We start from the raw sequence: 16,580 nt of genomic DNA on the forward strand, positions 1-16,580 counted from the left end.
CGGGTTTCAGCGCTCGCGCGAAAAACTAGCAGTGGTAGTTATTGCGCGTCCGACGGTACGGCCCGGGGTGCCGCGCGGCAAGGGTCACCGCCGCGCGGCGCGGCCGGGGCCACGCGGATTCAGCTGCCGGACCTCGCCGGGGCCGGCTCGCCGGCGCCCGACACGGCGCCCTCGCCCTGGGTGGCCTCGCCCTCGGTCTCCGCCCGCTCCGTGGACTCCGCGGCCCGGCGCGGCAGCCGCAGCGCGATCGCGGCGCCGACCAGCAGCAGCAGCGCGCTGGCGATGAGGGTGACGTGCAGCCCGCGCACGAAGGACTCACGGGCGGCCTCGCGCAGCGCGTCCCGGGCGGCTCCGCCCAGGCCCGCGGCCACCTTGTAGGCCTCGCCCAGGGAGTGCGCCGCCGAGGCGGAGGCCTTGCCGGGGACGCCGTCGACATGTGCCAGCCCCGGGGCGTAGGCGGCGTTCATCACGCTGCCGAGCAGGGCGACACCGATGCCGGCGCCGAGCTGGTAGGAGGTCTCGCCGATGGCGGCGGCGCCGCCGGACTGCTCCGCGGGGGCCTCGCTGAGCATCGACTCGTACGCCCCGAACAGCGTGGACTGGAAACCGAAGCCGAGCAGGATGAAGCCGCAGGCCAGGAGCCAGGGGCGGTCCTGGCTGCTCATCGCCGTCAGGCACAGCACCGCGACGGCGGTCATCACGAAGCCGAGCGAGACCATCGCCCGCGGGCCGAGGGCCTGCAGCATCTTCGAGCCGGTGAGGCCGGCGGCCATCGCGGCGAAGACCAGCGGCAGCATCCGCAGCCCGGTCTCCAGGGGGCTGAGGCCCAGCACCAGCTGGAGGTACTGGACGGCGATCAGCTGCAGGCCGACCAGCGCGAGCATGGCCAGCACGATGCAGCCGACGGAGGTGCCGAACGCGGGTCGGGTGAACAGCCGCATATCGATCAGCGGGTGCGCGCGCCGACGCTGGCGCCGTACGAAGAGGATCAACAGCAGGGTGCCGAGGGCGATGGGCAGCAGCGTGGTCGGGCCCACCACGGCCATACCGCTGCCGATCCGCTTGACGCCCAGGACGATGCCCAGCACGCCGAGCGCCGCGATGACCGCGCCGATCACGTCCCAGGGGCCGTTGCGCTCGCCGCGCGACTCCGGCAGCAGCCACCGGCCTATCAGCAGCATCGCGGCCATCATCGGGATGTTGATGAGGAAGACCGAGCCCCACCAGAAGTTCTCGACGAGGAAGCCGCCCAGGACCGGGCCGACCGCGGCGCCGACCGCGGCCACCGCGCTCCAGACGCCGATGGCGACCGCGCGCTCGCGCCGGTCGGGGAAGACCTGCCGCAGGATCGACAGCGTCGCGGGCATGATCATCGCGCCGCCGATGCCGAGCAGGGCGCGGGCCACCATGAGGATCTGCGGGTTGGGCGCGAGCGCCGCGGCGGCCGAGGCCAGGCCGAAGAGGCCGTAGCCGAGCAGGAGGACGCGGCGGCGGCCGACGCGATCGCCGAGGGTGCCGAAGAGGATCAGCAGCGAGGCCGCGATCAGCGGATAGACATCCACGATCCACAGCAGCTCGACCGGTCCGGGCCGCAGGTCCTCGGTGACGGAGGGCACGGCCACGTAGAGGATCGTGGTGTCCAGCGCGACGAAGAGCAGACTGACGCACAGCACGATCAACACGGTCCAGCGGTTCACACCGCCGCCTGAAAGCCGGGGAACACCAGCCGTCCGTCCACTGCCGGACGCGGTCGTCCCGGACATAGCACCTCCAGTCATGCTCTCGCGGCCACGGATCAGGGCGCGAAAAACGCCCCGGGGTAACCGGCGGCACGGGCGAGTTGAGACGTCAGACTACGCGAGTCGCCCAAGGTGCCGCGTGGCTCACCTCACGATGAGACGCTCATCGCAGCGCCGTCCGTTCCCCCACCCGCGGTCGGTGGACGTTCTTCGGCCACCTGGATAATCGTCCGGATGAACGATCTTGCCTCGGTCGGGGTTCCCGGCCGGATACTGCGCGAGGGCCCCGCCGTACGGGCCGCGCTGCGCCGCGCCGCCCCCGCGCTCGCGGCGTACGCGGCGATCCGGCTGCTGGGCCTGGCCGTGCTGGCCCTCTGGTCGGCCGCCGACGGCAAGAACTGGCACACCCTGCTGACCGCCCGCTGGGACTCCCTCTGGTACACCCGCGTCGCCGAGCAGGGCTACGGCTACGCCGTCCAGCTGCCCAACGGCGACGTCCACTCCAACCTGGCCTTCTTCCCGCTGCTTCCGTGGCTGGAGCGGGGCCTGTCGGCACTCTCGCCGCTGTCGCCGGCCGACGCCGGGATGGCGGTGGCGTGGCTGGCGTCGCTGGGCGCGGCCTGGGCGCTGTACGCGACCGGCGAACGGCTGCACGGACCGCGGGCCGGCATCGCGCTGGCGGCGCTGTGGGCCGCACTGCCCGTCGGGATCGTGCAGTCGATGGCGTACTCCGAGTCGCTGTTCACCGCGCTCGCGGCCTGGGGCCTGTACTGCGTGCTGACCGGGCGCTGGGTGTGCGCCGGGGTGCTGGCGTCGCTGGCCGGGCTGACCCGGCCGGTGGGCGCGGCGGTGGTGGCGGCCGTGTGGATCACCGCGGTGGTCACGCTGCGGCAGGAGCGGGCCGGCGGTGTGCGGCTGCGCACGGCGCTGCGCAAGCACCGGGGGATGCCGACGGGCGTGCTGCTGGCGCCGCTCGGCTGGTGCGGCTACTTCGTGTGGGTGGGCGTGCGGCAGGGCTCGGCCACCGGCTATCTGGACGTCCAGGGCGGCTGGGGCAACGGCTTCGACGGCGGTGTCGCGTTCGGCGCCTTCGTGGCGGACCTGCTGTCGGGGCCCGGGTTCGCGGCCGGCCTCGGACTGGTCGTCGGCGTCGGCCTGCTGGTCTGGCTGTACGTGCGCGGCGTACGACGGGGCCAGCCGCTGCCGCTGGCGGTCTACGGCGGAACGGTGCTGCTGCTCGCGCTGACCGCCAAGGGCTACTTCGGCTCCAAGCCGCGGCTGATGATGCCGGCCTATCCGCTGCTGCTGCCGCTGGCGGCGGGGCTCGCGCACTGGCGCCCGGCGCCGCGCCGGCTGGTCATCGGGCTGGTGGCGGTGGGCTCCGCGGTCTACGGGGCGTTCTGGCTGAACGGCTCGGGCCCCCCGTGATCATCTTCCGGTCACGCCGACCGGAAGATCCCGCTCCGTGCCCGGCGCCCCGGGGGAAACATCACGCGGCGCCCGGGCAAATGACGGATAAACTCCGCGGGAGAAAAGCAGATAAGGCGTTGAGCGCGACGACACGAGAGTGTCCGGAAGGGATTGAGAATCGCCGTGAATTCTCATCCAAAACCCCGAGGCGAAGCCTCGTTTGAGACGCATTCCACATCACATCGTCATTACAAAGCGCACAGTTTGACCAAGCGGCTACATCACACGCGGTAACGTCGATTGAGTGCGTACCGATGAGAAGCTCGACCAGATGGAGGAGCGCCCCACCGATCGCGCCCGGCCACCGCAGATGACCCGGACCCGCCTATGGCTGTTCGGCGGAACACTGGCGGTGTACGCGGCGATCGTGGCCGGGGTGCTGACCACTTCATGGCTGGTCACCTTCGACTGGCAAGTCATGTTCTTCAGGCCGTACAAGCAATGGCCCGACATCCATGCCTTCCTCGACTACTTCGTCGTCCTGGGGCAGCGCGGACCGACCGCGGTGGCGGTGGCCGCCTGGCTGGGCTGGCGCTGCTGGCGTCAGCGCAACCTCCACCCGCTGCTGGTGCTCGGCGCCTCCCTGCTGCTGCTCAACATCACCGTGGGCGCCGCCAAGCTCGGCATGAGCCGGCTCGGCCCGCACTACGCGACGACCGTCGGCGCCAACGAGATGTGGCTGGGCGGCGACATATTCCCCTCGGGCCACACCGCGAACGCCGTGGTCACCTGGGGCGTGCTCGCCTACCTGGCGACCACCCCGCTGCGCCGCCGCACGCTGTCGGTGATCGCCGCGCTGGGCGCGCTGGGCGTCGGCATGACGACCGTCTACCTCGGTACGCACTGGGTCAGTGATGTGCTGCTGGGCTGGGCCGCGGGGCTGCTGGTGCTGCTGGCGATGCCCTGGCTGGAGCCCGGCGTCACGTGGGTCGAGGACCGCCTCATGGGCATCCTGCTGCGGCTGTGGCTGCGGCTGCGCCCCGATTCGCTGCGCGGCCCGCTGCCGGCCGGTTCGCTGGCCCCGGGAGTCTCCCGGCAGCGCATCGCCCCCGACGGCGAGGTGCTCGTACGCGAGACGATCGGCGCCGGGACGGGCGGCCGCTCCGCCGGCCACGCCCCGGACAGCTGGCCGCACCACCCGTCGCGCCCGTACACCATCCGCTCGGAGCGCACCCCGGTCACCCCGGCCGGCGGCAGCCGGCGGCCGCCGCACGCGGACCGCGTCCCGCGCACCACGCCGCTGAGCCCGACGTCCGGGCGCGGCCGCAACTCGGGCGGCTGACCGCCCCACCGACCGCGGGGACGGTACGCACACACCCCCACCCCGCAGCCAAGGCCCCGGCCGCTCCCCCTGGAGCGGCCGGGGCCTTGGTCGTCCACGCGGCGGGCTCAGCCCTGCCAGCTGCGGTGCACCGTGCCGTTCTCGACCTCGAAGTTGAGCCGGCCGGCGAGGTACTCCATGGTGATGATCGCGCCCGGCGGCAGCGAGCGGACGGTGGTCCAGCCGCGCGCCCTGGCCCGCTCCTCGGCGTCCTGCCGGTCGAGGCCGACATACGTCCCGATGTCGTCCTGCGGGTTGTGCGGAAGGTTCGGTAGATCAGACATGTCAGCCACCGTAGGCGCCCGTTCCGGCCCGCGGAAGGCCCGGTCGTCGCACACCTCGGTGTCTTTCCGGTCCGTCGATGGTCACACTTGTGTCACAGCATACGTTCGGGCGTTTGCCGGAACTTCCGTCACCCGTACGCGCCGCGCGATGGGGCAACCGGGTGGAATATAAAACCGCCCCAATTCCACCTTGATCAAATACGGAACGAACCCCTCCGCGGCGGGCGACGCGACGCACACCGGTTCGGAAATCAACCCGCCGGCAACGGCGGATTCCCTTTGCCCGACACTGTTTATCGACCGTCCGAAAATCGACCGACGAGACACATTCCGCACACATTTCCCGCACATCGCCCGGGGCGCCGGCCGCCGCCGCTCCCCCGGCATCCGCCCGTCCGGCTACCGGCCCTCGGACTCCGGATCCGCACCGCCCGGCCGCAGAGCGGCGGGCGGCCCCGCTGCCAGCGCCCGGGAGAGCCGGTCCCTGATCTCCCGGATGCCGGCCAGCAGCTCCGGCGGCTCACGGACCTCGAAGTCGAATCCGGTCAGGACGAGGTGGACCACCATCGCCTCCAGGCTGTGCGCCCCGGTGCGCAGCAGGCAGCGGTGCGCGTCGACCGCCTCCAGCACCCCGGCGGACGGGCTGATGCGCGCCGCGGCCTGCTCCGCCGAGGCGTGCAGCAGCACGGTGGCCCGCTCGGGGTACACGCGAGTGGAGACGCCCTGCGAGACGTACCCGGCGAGATCCTCGGCCGGCGGGGTGCGGGGCGGAACGCGGGGGCCGTGCGGCGGGGTGAGGGTGATCCGGTCGGCCCGGTAGGTGCGCCAGTCGCCGCGGTCGGTGTCCCAGGCGACGAGGTACCAGCGGCGCTGGGCGCAGACCAGGCGGTGCGGTTCGACGGTGCGGCGGGTGACCGTGCCGTCGTGCGCCTCGTACGCGAACCGCAGCCGCTGGGAGTCGCGGCAGGCGTGCGCGAGCTCGGTGAGGACGTTCGGGTCCACCCGGGGGCCGCGGCCGCCGAGCATCGGGACGGTGAAGGCGTTCAGCGCGCCGACCCGGCGCTGCAGCCGGTGCGGCAGTACCTGCTCCAGCTTCGCCAGCGCCCGTACGGAGGTCTCCTCGATGCCCTCGACGCCGCCGGCAGCCGCGGTGCGCAGCCCGACGGCGACCGCCACCGCCTCCTCGTCGTCCAGCAGCAGCGGGGGGAGTTCGGCGCCGGCGCCGAGCCGGTAGCCGCCGGCCGTCCCGGGCGCGGAGTGGACGGGGTAGCCCAGCTCGCGCAGCCGGTCGATGTCCCGGCGCACCGTGCGCGGGGTGACGTCGAGCCGGGCGGCGAGGTCCGCGCCGGACCACTCCCGGTGGGCCTGCAGCAGGGAGAGCAGGCGGAGCAGACGTGCCGAGGTCTCCAACATGCCCGAAGTCTCGCAGTGTTCGCGGACAGCGGCGGTCCTCAATCCCGATACCGGACCGTCCGATACGAGACCGGCCGATACGAGGACCGGCCGGCGCGGGGGCCGTCCGCCGCGGCGGACGCCCCGTCAGCTCCCGTCCGGTCCGGCGACCCGTACGGCCAGGTCGTTGTCGAGTGTGTAATACGGGCCGACCCTGACCTGGCCGGCCGCGCAGTCCACCGGCAGCGCCGGGTAGCTGAAGACCTGCTTCTTGTCCGCGACATCGTCCAGCAGGCGGGCGATCCGGACCGGCCGGGCGCCGTCGGCGGGGCGCAGCCACAGGTCCCAGGGCTCGCTGCCCTGCTCCCAGTGGCCGGCCAGTTCCTCGTAGGGCAGCGTGAAGGTGAACTCCGGGCCGTCGACGGCCAGCGGGGCGGTGACGGCGCACGGGACGTCGCCCGGCCGCCCGGGTATCCGTCGGGCGCGGGCCTCGGCCTGGGCGCCGGCGGCCGGGACGGCTCCGTAGAGCCGGCCGGAGACCGTCATACCGTCGGGCCCCACGAGGATGTCGCCGGCCTCGGCGTGCGGCCCGCGCAGCCAGCTGCGCAGCGCGAGGTTGCCGTACTTGGTCGCGTACGGGATCCGTACGCCGAGCCGGCCGATGCCCGCCAGCGGACGGCGGTCCACCAGCGAGCGCAGGTCGTTGACGCCCGGCAGCAGCCGCCGGGGATCCAGGCCGTCGCCCAGGTCCGCATAGGCGTTCCAGCGGCCCTCGGCGAGGGCGACGGTGCTGGGCAGCACGGCGCGCAGCCGGCCGGCGCCGTTCGGGCCGAGCGGCAGCCGCACCTCGTCGTCCGCCCCGTCGCCGCCCCGCAGCCGCAGCACCAGCGCCGCGCTCCAGGCTGCCGGTGTGCCCTCGGGGGCGGTCAGGTCGAAAGTGAGGCCGCCCGCGGAGTCGGCGATGCAGTCCGCCCGCAGTTCGCCGGGCGCGCTCGCGCCGCCGGCCCGCCCCCGCGGCGCGGCGGACCGCCGCTCGCCGCCTTCGCGGCCCGCGCCCGCCGAGGCCGTGGGTTCCTGATCGATGGCGGCCGACTCCTTCGTCTCGTCTCCGGTCGCGGTCAACTGGCTCGACCCGGTCATGCCGTCCGCACCCCTCCCAGAGCGGCGCGGGCCGCGTCCTTGGTGGCGTAGGCGCCGCTGAGCAGCGCGCCCCGGGCACGGTGCAGCCCGCCGCGCAGCCGGTTGCCCCGTCGGCACGCCAGCAGCTCGTCGAAGAGGGCCTCATAGCGCCCGGCGACCCGGTCGGGGTCGAAGCGGGCGGACGCGGCCAGCGCGGCGCGGCCCATGCGCTTGCGGGCGTCGTCGTCGTTGATCAGCGAGAGCAGCGAGCCGGCCATCGCCTGCGGATCGCCGACCGGCACCAGCTTGCCGTCCACCCCATCGGCGATGATCTCGCCGGGCCCGTGCGGGCAGTCCGTGGCCACGACCGGCAGACCGCACCGCATCGCCTCGACGATCGTCATCCCGAAGGACTCCAGACTGGAGGAGACCGCGGCGATCGAGCCCTTGGCCCACTCGGGCTCCAGGGGGTTGGCCGGGCCCATCAGGAAGACGTGGTTGTACAGGCCGAGTTCGTCTATCAGGGCCCGCAGCGCGGCCTTCTCGGTCCCGCCGCCGTATATCCGCAGCCGCCAGTCGGGGCGCTCCGCGGCGACCTGCGCGAAGGCCCGGATGAGGACGTCGTAGCGCTTGACCCGGGCGAGCCGGCCGGCCGCGACCACCCACTTGCCACTGCCGTCGCAGGGCGCGAGGGCGGGCGCGGGCACGCTGTTGGGCACCGCCTCGATGCGCACTCCGGGCAGCCGCAGCCTGCTGCGGTAGGCCCGGGCGTCGGCCTCGGTGACGGTGGTGACCGCGTCCAGGCGCGGATAGGCGCCGCGCAGCGCCAGCTTGAGCGCCCGGCTGTGGGTGTCCAGGGTCAGATGCTCCTGGCCGATGCGGACCGGCCCCCGGCGCGTCTGCCGGGCGATGTGCACATTGAGTCCGGGCCGGGTCCCGACCACCACATCCGCCTCGGTGCGCCGCAGATGCTGGGCGATCCGGTGGTCGGTGAGCTCGCTGTACTGGGCGAAGCGGCCCTCGGCGGCCGGGAAGACCCTGGCGGGACGGGCGTGCGCGGGGTCGGCGCCGTCCGGGCCGGACTCCCTGATGTCCACGAGATGCCGCAGTTCGACGCGGGGACCGAGGTCGAAGACCGGGGCGTCGCGGTGGCGCAGCGCGGAGACGATCTCGACGTCGTGCCGCTCGGCCAGCGTGCGGGCCAGATTGAACGTCGTGCGGATCGTCCCCCCTATCCCGTACGCGTTGTGAATCAGGAATGAGATGTGCATCCGTCCCCGTGTCCCCTGGTCTTCCGGTCGTTCCCGCGCTGCCCGCGGACGGCGTCGTGCTCCCCTCCCGATGGCACGACGCGTCCTGTTCACTGCAGGGGAAGACCGCGAAACGGGGTTCCCGGTTGGGTGCTTTCGCCAAGATGTTCCGAAAAAGTTAGGGCATCGGTAGCGGGAGCAGGGAACCTTCGGGCCACAATTCCCATCCCTCCTCCGAGGCCGCATGCTGGTGCTCCCTCTTGCGCCCGGGGGCGGCCGGTCCGGGAAGCAGCAGCTTGGTACCGACCCGCAACCGGTTCGGGTTGCCGCCCACGAGCGGCTTGTTGGCCTTGTAGAGCGCCCGCCAGCCGCCCTTGACGTGGTGGGTGCGGGCGATCTCGCCCAGCGTGTCCCCGCGCCGCACCACGTAGGTACGGCCCTTGGCGATCAGGCCGTAGCGCCTGGCGCACACGGGCCAGGCGCCCCAGCCCTGGGCGGCCTGCACCTTCTTGGCGATGTGGATCTGCTCGTCGCGGGTGGCGAGGTCGGCCCGCGACGCGTAGCGGAGGCCGCCGAACGACTCCCAGGTGGGCTGCCAGAACTGCAGTCCGCCGTAGTAGCCGTTGCCGGTGTTGGTGCGCCAGTCGCCGCTGCTCTCGCACTCGGCGAGGCAGCCCCAGGGCCACTGGTCGTCGGCGCAGGCGTGACGTTTCTTCGCGCCACCGCGGCCACCGCCGCCGTCACCGCCACCACCGTCGCCGCCGTCCGGCCCCGCGCCGGCGGCGGCGCCACCGGGGAGGCACAGGACCAGGACCGCGGCCACCGCGGGGAGCAGCCCGGCGGATCCCGCGCGGCGCCGCGGCGCCGAAGAGTTGTCCGACATAGCCGGTGACGGTAAGCAGCCGTCCGCCGCCGACCCGCGCGCCGCGCCCTCCACGCGCCGGTCCCACCCGCTCCGGTGTACAAAACGCCGCCAACTGCGCCACGTTCTACGCGGAAGCTGGCGGTAAGTGACCGGTTCCTGGGCGCATTTCCTTGGTTTTCCGCTGTGCGGGGATTGGTTCGATTCTGTTCCCGTCGTCGCGTGACTCCTGCCGCAGGTCACCCGTTGTCCTTGTACAAGCCGGGAGACCGCCCGGCAGACGCACAGAGATCGAGGAGCCACCCGTGCCGCGCATGCTCGACGTCAGCGACGACGTTCGCGCCGAGATCGGCGACGAAGAAGCCGACCGCCTGCTGGCCGGTGGCGACGCCCCCGGCAGCTACGACTGCACCTCCTGCCGCACCCCAGGCGACAGCGAGCAGGAGCGCACCAGCACCGTCCTGTTCGTGGGCGAGGAGACCGCGGTGCTCGCGTTCGCCCATGCCACGTGCATCCCCTCGCAGGTCGTCCCGGTGTCCGAGGAGCAGCTCCAGGGAGCCGTGCGCTCCATCACCGGCGAGGACGCCGCCCCCCGTACTCCTGCACCGGACACCGCGCCGACCGGCCCGGCTCCCGGCAACGAGCGCCAGGCGACCCTCGGGATCACCTGCGGTCTGGTGCTGATCGAGGGCGATCTGCGCCCCGCCCTGGTGGTCGAGCCGGACGGCCCGATCGCCCGCCCCGGCTCGGCCGGCCTGACCGACGACTTCCTCCCGCTCCTGATGGAGCAGGGCTTCCAGCCGGTGAAGGACATGAACCGGCTCCCCACCCTCAACCCGGGCTGGTCCGCGCTGCTGGCCATGGGCAAGCTGCACGCCGTCCTGCAGCCCGGCAGCGCCGGCAACCAGGCCGCCTGGTGGCAGGCCCACCAGCCGCTGGCGGTCTCCGACGGCTGGCGCGCCGCCGCCAACAAGGCCCAGACGGTCCTGATGTACGCCGCGCCCGCGGGCACCATCGGCCATCAGCCCCGCGAGGACCTGATGCGGCAGGCACTGGAGGAGGCCGCCGCGCAGGACGCCCTGGTCGCCGCGGCGATGCCGCTGGCCGGCACCTGACCGCCCCGCGCCACCCGATCGCGGGGGCAGGACCGCCGATTCGGCCGGTCATGCCCTCGCGATCAGCCATTTCCGCAGGAAAGCCGCATCCCACGGCCATCGGGGTCGTTGGCACATACGTGCACGCATACGACCCCTCCTCCCGCGCCCCGTACTCCCACCAGATCCCCGGCATGCGCCCGTCGCACGAACACGGGCCGACGCACACGACCGACCGCGGCTCGGCCACGCCGATCTACGACGCGCTGTACGCCGAGTACCGCCGCTCCTTCCGGGCCCTGCCCGGGGACCGTTCGGACGAGCCGGAGACCTCGGAGACACTGCGCGGCACGGGGAACTGGGGCCGTACGACGGCCTCCACGGGCCACTGGGAGGTCGTGGGCCGCCAGCCGTACCACCCCCCGCGCGGGCACGTCCCGGCGCTGCCCCCCGGACAGCGCGACGGCCGCCAGCACGGCCGCTGACCCGCTGCCGGGGTCGGCGTACTGCGCGGCGGCCGCTTCGGCGCCCGGGGCGTCCCGGTCGGCCGGGACGCCCCGCTCGCTACTTCTTCTTGGTGCGCTTCTCGCGCACCCGCACCGAGATGTGGATCGGCGTCCCGTCGAAGCTGAACTCCTCGCGCAGGCGGCGCTCGATGAAGCGGCGGTAGCCGGCCTCCAGGAAGCCGGAGGCGAACAGGACGAAGCGCGGGGGCTTGGTGCCGGCCTGGGTGCCGAAGAGGATGCGGGGCTGCTTGCCGCCGCGGATCGGGTGCGGGTGGGAGGCGACGATCTCACCGAGGAAGGCGTTCAGCCGCCCGGTGGGGATGCGGGTCTCCCATCCGGCCAGCGCGGTCTCGATCGCCGGGACCAGCTTCTCCATGTGGCGGCCGGTGCGCGCGGAGACGTTCACCCGCATCGCCCACGGGACCTGGACGAGGTCCCGCTCGATCTCCCGCTCCAGGTAGAAGCGGCGCTCCTCGTCGAGGTTGTCCCACTTGTTGTAGGCGATGACCAGGGCGCGTCCGGCCTCCACGGCCATCGTGATGATCCGCTGGTCCTGGACGCTGATGGACTCCCCCGCGTCGATCAGGACGACCGCGACCTCGGCCTTCTCCACGGCCGCCGCGGTGCGCAGCGAGGCGTAGTAGTCGGCGCCCTCCTGGAGGTGCACCCGGCGGCGGATACCGGCGGTGTCCACGAACTTCCAGGTCTTGCCGCCCAGTTCGATCATCTCGTCGACCGGGTCGCGGGTGGTGCCGGCCAGCTCGTTGACCACCACCCGCTCCTCGCCGGCGACCTTGTTCAGCAGCGAGGACTTGCCGACGTTCGGGCGGCCGATCAGCGCGATCCGGCGGGGGCCGCCGACGGTGGCGCCGAAGGTCTGCGCGGGCGCCTCGGGCAGCGCCTCCAGCGCGGCGTCGAGCATGTCGCCGGTGCCCCGGCCGTGCAGCGCGGAGATCGGGTGCGGCTCGCCGAGGCCCAGCGACCACAGCATGGCGGCGTCGGCCTCGCCGGACGGACCGTCGACCTTGTTGGCGACCAGCACCACCGGCTTGCCGGCGCGGCGCAGCAGCTTGACGACGGCCTCGTCGGTGTCGGTCGCGCCGACCTTGGCGTCGACGACGAAGACGACCGCGTCGGCGGCCTCGATGGCGAACTCGGCCTGCATCGCCACGGAGGCGTCGATGCCGAGCACGTCCTGCTCCCAGCCGCCGGTGTCGACGACCTTGAAGCGGCGGCCGTTCCAGTCGGCCTCGTAGGTGACGCGGTCGCGGGTGACGCCCGGCTTGTCCTCGACGACCGCCTCGCGGCGGCCGATGATGCGGTTCACCAGCGTCGACTTGCCGACGTTCGGGCGGCCGATGACGGCGAGGACGGGCAGCGGGCCGTGGCCGGCCGCGGCGATGTCGCCCTCGACCTCCTCGAGGTCGAAGCCCTCCTCCGCGGCGAGCTCCATGAACTCCGCGTACTCGGCGTCGCCAAGCGCACCGTGCTCGTCGCCGGTGGGGATCTGGTCGTTCATGAAGTCCGTTCCTCACGCATTCAATGTGCGGCTGCCGCCGCGTGGTCTTCGCGAGTGGTGGGCCGCGCTCCGCGGTCCACCACTCAAGTGTGGGTCAGCGCCCGGTCAGGCGCCGTGCCTCGGCCAGGTGGGCGGTGAGCCGCTCCTGGATGCGCACCGTCGCCTCGTCGAGCGCCTTGCGGGTGCGCCGCCCCGTGCCGTCGCCCGCCTCGAAGGCGTCGCCGAAGACGACGTCGATCCGGGCCCGCAGCGGCGGCACCGCCGACGTCAGCCGGCTGCGGCGCTCCTTGCCGCCGAGCACCGCCACCGGCACGACCGCCGCCCCGGAGCGCACCGCGAAGTACGCCAGGCCCGCCCGCAGGGAGGCGAAGTCGCCCTCGCCACGGGTGCCTTCCGGGAAGATCCCCAGCACCCCGCCGCGCTCCAGCACCCCGAGCGCGTCGGTGATCGCCTTGCGGTCGGCGGTGCTGCGGTCCACCTTCAGCTGCCCGATGCCCCGCAGGAACGGGTCCAGCGGGCCGACGAAGGCTTCCTTCTTGATCAGGAAGTGCACCGGCCGGGGCGCGGTGCCCATCAGCATCGGGCCGTCGATGCCGTGCGAGTGGTTGACGGCGAGGATCACCGGGCCGGACGACGGCACCCGCCAGGCGCCCAGCACCCGCGGCCGCCACAGCCCGTACATCAGGCCGATGCCGATCCGCCGGCCGACCGCGGCACCCGCGGCGCTCGGGATGCCGGACCGCTGCCCGGCCCCGGCGCCGGCCGCGCTCGGCGCCCCGCCCCGGTCGGTCACCGCGCGAGTCCCGCCTTTTCGGCGCTGACGCCCTCGATGAGGGTGACCACGCACTCGATGACCTGCTCCAGCGTCAGCTCGGTGGTGTCCACCTCGACCGCGTCGTCCGCCTTGGCCAGCGGGGAGGTCTTGCGGGAGGAGTCGGCGGCGTCCCGCTTGATCAGCGCCTCGCGGGTGGCGGCCAGGTCGGAGGCCTCCTTGCCCTTGAGCTCGCCGCTGCGGCGGGCCGCCCGGGCCTCGGGGGAGGCGGTCAGGAAGATCTTGAGGTCGGCGTCCGGCAGGACCGTGATGCCGATGTCCCGGCCCTCGACGACGATGCCGCGCGGGGCCGCGGCGGCGATGGAGCGCTGCAGGTCGGTGATCAGGGTCCGCACCTCGGGGACCGCGCTGACGGCGCTGACCGCGGAGGTGACCTCCTGGGTGCGGATCGGGCCCGCGGCGTCCAGACCGTCGACCGTGATGGTCGGGGCGGCCGGGTCGGTGCCGGAGACGATCACGGGCTTGGCGGCGGCGTCGGCCACGGCGGTCGCGTCCTGGACGTCGATGCCGTTGCTCAGCATCCACCAGGTGATCGCGCGGTACTGGGCACCGGTGTCGAGGTAGCCGAATCCCAGCTTGGCGGCGACGGCCTTGGACGTGCTGGACTTGCCCGTGCCTGCGGGGCCGTCGATGGCGACAATCACTGCGGCCGGGGCGGTCCGAGCGGCGGTTTCCACGGTGACGAACACCTTTCTTGTTACACGGGGCGGGGGTCCAAGGGCACAAGGGCCTCGCACAAGGTTACTGGCTCACCCGCACGGCGCCGTCCACGGTGTCACTGCCGGATGGACCAGCCCCGCTCCCGCAGCTCCGCGGTCAGCCCCGGCACCGCCTGCGGCTCGACCATGAGCTGGATGAAGCCGGCCTGCTGACCGGTGGCGTGCTCGATGCGGACGTCCTCGATGTTGACCCCGGCGCGGCCGGCGTCGGCGAAGATCCGGGCCAGCTCACCGGGCTGGTCGCCGATGTAGACGGCGACGATCTCGTACGCGGCCGGGGCGGCGCCGTGCTTGCCGGGGACCCGCTCGCGCCCGGCGTTGCCGCGCCGCAGCACGTCCTCGATGCCGCCCGCACCGCTGCCACGCTTCTGCTCGTCGGTGGACTCCAGGGCGCGCAGGGACCGTACGGTCTCGTCCAGATCGGCGGCGATCTCGGCGAGCACGTCGGCGACCGGGCCGGGGTTGGCGGACAGGATGTCGATCCACATCGCCGGATCGGAGGCCGCGATCCTCGTCACATCCCGGATGCCCTGGCCGCACAGCCGGACGGCGGTCTCGTCGGCGCCCTTGAGGCGGGCGGCGACGAGGCTGGAGAGCAGCTGCGGGGTGTGCGAGACCAGGGCCACGGCGCGGTCGTGGGCGTCCGCGTCCATCACCACGGGGACGGCCCGGCACAGCGCGACCAGCTCCAGGCCGAGGTTGAGCACCTCGGTGTCGCCGTCGCGGGTCGGGGTGAGCACCCAGGGGCGGCCCTCGAAGAGGTCGGCGGTGGCGGCCAGCGGGCCGGAGCGCTCCTTGCCGGCCATGGGGTGCGTCCCCAAATAGCCGGCCAGGTCGCAGCCCATCGCCTCCAGCTCGCGGCGCGGGCCGCCCTTGACGCTGGCGACGTCGATGTAGGCGCGGGCCGCGCCGCGCCCTATGGCGTCGGCCAGCGCCGCCGCGACATGGGCCGGCGGCACGGCCACGATGGCCAGATCGACCGGCCCCGGGGGCGCCTCGGCGACGCCCGCGCCGAGCGCGGCGGCCGTCAGGGCCTGGGCCTGGTCGTGGTCCTCCAGGAAGACCTGCACGCCCCGTGCGTTGAGCGCGAGGGCGGCCGACGTGCCGATCAGGCCCGTTCCGATGACGAGTGCGGTCCTCACTGCGCGATGTCCTTTCGCAGCGCCCCGGCCGCGCCGAGGTAGACATGGGCGATCCCGGCCTTGGACAGTCCGGTCTCGACATGGGCGAGCACCCGCACCACGCGCTCCATGGCGCCGGTGACGGCGAGCTCCTGGGCGCAGAGCAACGGGACGTCCGTGATGCCCAGGGCACGTGCGGCGGCGGCCGGGAAGTCGCTGTGCAGATCGGGGGTGGCGGTGAACCACACGCTGATCAGGTCGTCCACGAGCAGCCCGTTGCGCTCCAGAATGGCGGTGAGCAGCTCGCCGACCTGCTCCTGCATATGCTCGGCGTCGTCCCGCTCCAGCTGGACGGCCCCGCGGACCGCTCGTACCGCCACGTCACTGCTCCCCTTGCGTCGTGTGCCGCGTTCACGCACCTGTGCACGCACTGATCAGCGTAACCAGCCGCACTGACATTCCGTACACGACGGGTGACCGCGCAGCCGCCCGGGACGGCGGTGCACGGGTGCGGCGACCGGCCGGGCACCGGTGGTGACCGGTCTCCCGCCGGCCCCGCACCCGGCGCGCAAACCTGGTGACACAGCGCCCCTCCCCCGGCCACAATCGCCGCCATGTCCGCAGCCACCGGCCAATCGGGCCACTCCCTGGTCGCCGAGCACACCGTCTACGCGTGTGTGATGGGCTCGCGCGCCTTCGGGCTGGCCACCGCGAGCAGCGACACCGACCGGCGCGGGGTGTTCCTCGCCCCCACCAGGCTCTTCTGGGGCTTCGAGAAGCCGCCGACCCATGTGGAGGGGCCCCGCGAGGAGGAGTTCTCCTGGGAGCTGGAACGCTTCTGCCAGCTGGCACTGCGCGCCAACCCCACCGTCCTGGAGTGCCTGCACTCCCCGCTCGTCGAGCGTCTCGACGGCACCGGAAGGGAGCTGCTCGCGCTGCGCGAGGCGTTCCTGTCCCGCCAGGTCCACCGCACCTTCGCCGGCTACGCCACCGGGCAGCTCAAACAGCTGCGGGCCGATCTGCGGCGGCACGGCGCACCCCGGTGGAAGCCCGCCATGCACCTGCTGCGCCTACTGGCCTGCTCTCGGGACCTGCTCCGTACGGGCGCGCTGACGCTGGACGTCGGCGGCGACCGCGAGGAGCTGCTGGCGGTCCGGCGCGGCGAGGTGGCCTGGGACGTGGTCGAGCGGCGGATGGCGCGGCTGTCCGAGGAGGCCGAGGCGGCGGTGTCCGGTTCACCGCTGCCGGCCGAGCCGGACGGGGCCCGGGTCGCGGACTTCCTGTTCCGGGCCCGGCGGGCCTCGGCACTCGGCCAGGGCGGCTCCTCGGCGCCCGGCGCCGCCTGACGGGCC

Annotated in this window: 16 protein-coding genes; 5 read left to right on the forward strand and 11 right to left on the reverse strand. The window is 73.4% G+C overall.

Features of this window, described 5'->3' with window-relative positions; genetic code table 11:
- Nucleotides 1–119: 119 nt before the first annotated feature.
- The gene (locus WAB15_RS10035) at nt 120–1,763 is read right to left on the reverse strand and encodes an MFS transporter (RefSeq protein ID WP_399144461.1); all 1,644 of its coding nucleotides are present in this window, start codon (nt 1,761–1,763) and stop codon (nt 120–122) included.
- Nucleotides 1,764–1,973: 210 nt separating this feature from the next.
- Here WAB15_RS10035 and WAB15_RS10040 point away from each other — a divergent pair, with 210 nt between their 5' ends.
- Both WAB15_RS10040 and WAB15_RS10045 read left to right on the forward strand, forming a co-directional pair.
- Nucleotides 1,974–3,167, forward strand: a complete 1,194-nt coding sequence (locus tag WAB15_RS10040) for a hypothetical protein (protein ID WP_407286015.1) — start codon at nt 1,974–1,976, stop codon at nt 3,165–3,167.
- Nucleotides 3,168–3,453: 286 nt separating this feature from the next.
- On the forward strand, nt 3,454–4,491 hold the full coding sequence (locus tag WAB15_RS10045) for a phosphatase PAP2 family protein (protein ID WP_399144463.1): 1,038 nt from the start codon (nt 3,454–3,456) through the stop codon (nt 4,489–4,491).
- Nucleotides 4,492–4,598: 107 nt separating this feature from the next.
- Here WAB15_RS10045 and WAB15_RS10050 read toward each other — a convergent pair whose 3' ends face one another.
- The 5 genes from WAB15_RS10050 to WAB15_RS10070 form a co-directional block, all read right to left on the reverse strand.
- A complete protein-coding gene (locus tag WAB15_RS10050) occupies nt 4,599–4,814 on the reverse strand; it encodes an I78 family peptidase inhibitor (RefSeq protein ID WP_399144464.1) in 216 nt (71 codons plus the stop codon).
- 399 nt (nt 4,815–5,213) lie between these two features.
- A complete protein-coding gene (locus WAB15_RS10055) occupies nt 5,214–6,227 on the reverse strand; it encodes a helix-turn-helix transcriptional regulator (RefSeq protein WP_399144465.1) in 1,014 nt (337 codons plus the stop codon).
- Nucleotides 6,228–6,353: 126 nt separating this feature from the next.
- A complete protein-coding gene (locus WAB15_RS10060; protein WP_407286016.1) occupies nt 6,354–7,346 on the reverse strand; it encodes a hypothetical protein in 993 nt (330 codons plus the stop codon).
- Complete coding sequence (locus WAB15_RS10065) at nt 7,343–8,596, reverse strand: glycosyltransferase family 4 protein (RefSeq protein WP_399144467.1); 1,254 nt, start codon at nt 8,594–8,596, stop codon at nt 7,343–7,345. The genes WAB15_RS10060 and WAB15_RS10065 overlap by 4 nt, the downstream gene beginning before the upstream one ends.
- A 157-nt stretch (nt 8,597–8,753) precedes the next feature.
- Complete coding sequence (locus tag WAB15_RS10070; protein WP_407286017.1) at nt 8,754–9,458, reverse strand: transglycosylase family protein; 705 nt, start codon at nt 9,456–9,458, stop codon at nt 8,754–8,756.
- A gap of 284 nt (nt 9,459–9,742) precedes the next feature.
- On the opposite strand from WAB15_RS10070, the gene WAB15_RS10075 reads away from it, so the two are divergent.
- On the forward strand, nt 9,743–10,552 hold the full coding sequence (locus tag WAB15_RS10075; RefSeq protein ID WP_399144470.1) for a hypothetical protein: 810 nt from the start codon (nt 9,743–9,745) through the stop codon (nt 10,550–10,552).
- A 119-nt stretch (nt 10,553–10,671) separates the two neighbouring features.
- Nucleotides 10,672–11,016 (forward strand): hypothetical protein, encoded by a 345-nt coding sequence (locus WAB15_RS10080; protein ID WP_393494858.1) that lies wholly within the window; start codon nt 10,672–10,674, stop codon nt 11,014–11,016.
- 79 nt (nt 11,017–11,095) lie between these two features.
- Here the strand turns inward: WAB15_RS10080 and der are convergent, their stop codons facing one another.
- From der to aroH, 5 genes are all read right to left on the reverse strand, one after another.
- The gene (der, locus tag WAB15_RS10085; RefSeq protein ID WP_399144471.1) at nt 11,096–12,556 is read right to left on the reverse strand and encodes a ribosome biogenesis GTPase Der; all 1,461 of its coding nucleotides are present in this window, start codon (nt 12,554–12,556) and stop codon (nt 11,096–11,098) included.
- A 94-nt stretch (nt 12,557–12,650) separates the two neighbouring features.
- A complete protein-coding gene (locus tag WAB15_RS10090; protein WP_399144531.1) occupies nt 12,651–13,238 on the reverse strand; it encodes a lysophospholipid acyltransferase family protein in 588 nt (195 codons plus the stop codon).
- A gap of 107 nt (nt 13,239–13,345) precedes the next feature.
- The gene (cmk, locus tag WAB15_RS10095; RefSeq protein WP_399144472.1) at nt 13,346–14,077 is read right to left on the reverse strand and encodes a (d)CMP kinase; all 732 of its coding nucleotides are present in this window, start codon (nt 14,075–14,077) and stop codon (nt 13,346–13,348) included.
- 86 nt (nt 14,078–14,163) lie between these two features.
- Nucleotides 14,164–15,249: a prephenate dehydrogenase gene (locus tag WAB15_RS10100; protein WP_399144473.1), complete on the reverse strand. Its 1,086-nt coding sequence runs from the start codon at nt 15,247–15,249 to the stop codon at nt 14,164–14,166.
- A complete protein-coding gene (gene aroH / locus WAB15_RS10105; protein WP_399144474.1) occupies nt 15,246–15,608 on the reverse strand; it encodes a chorismate mutase in 363 nt (120 codons plus the stop codon). Before aroH ends, WAB15_RS10100 begins: the two co-directional genes overlap by 4 nt.
- Nucleotides 15,609–15,842: 234 nt before the next feature.
- On the opposite strand from aroH, the gene WAB15_RS10110 reads away from it, so the two are divergent.
- Nucleotides 15,843–16,574, forward strand: coding sequence for a DNA polymerase beta superfamily protein (locus WAB15_RS10110; RefSeq protein ID WP_407286018.1), 732 nt, complete (start codon nt 15,843–15,845; stop codon nt 16,572–16,574).
- Nucleotides 16,575–16,580 lie beyond the last annotated feature (6 nt).

The sequence above is a fragment of the Streptomyces sirii genome (assembly GCF_045690365.1).
GTDB classification, from domain to species: Bacteria; Actinomycetota; Actinomycetes; order Streptomycetales; family Streptomycetaceae; genus Streptomyces; species Streptomyces sirii.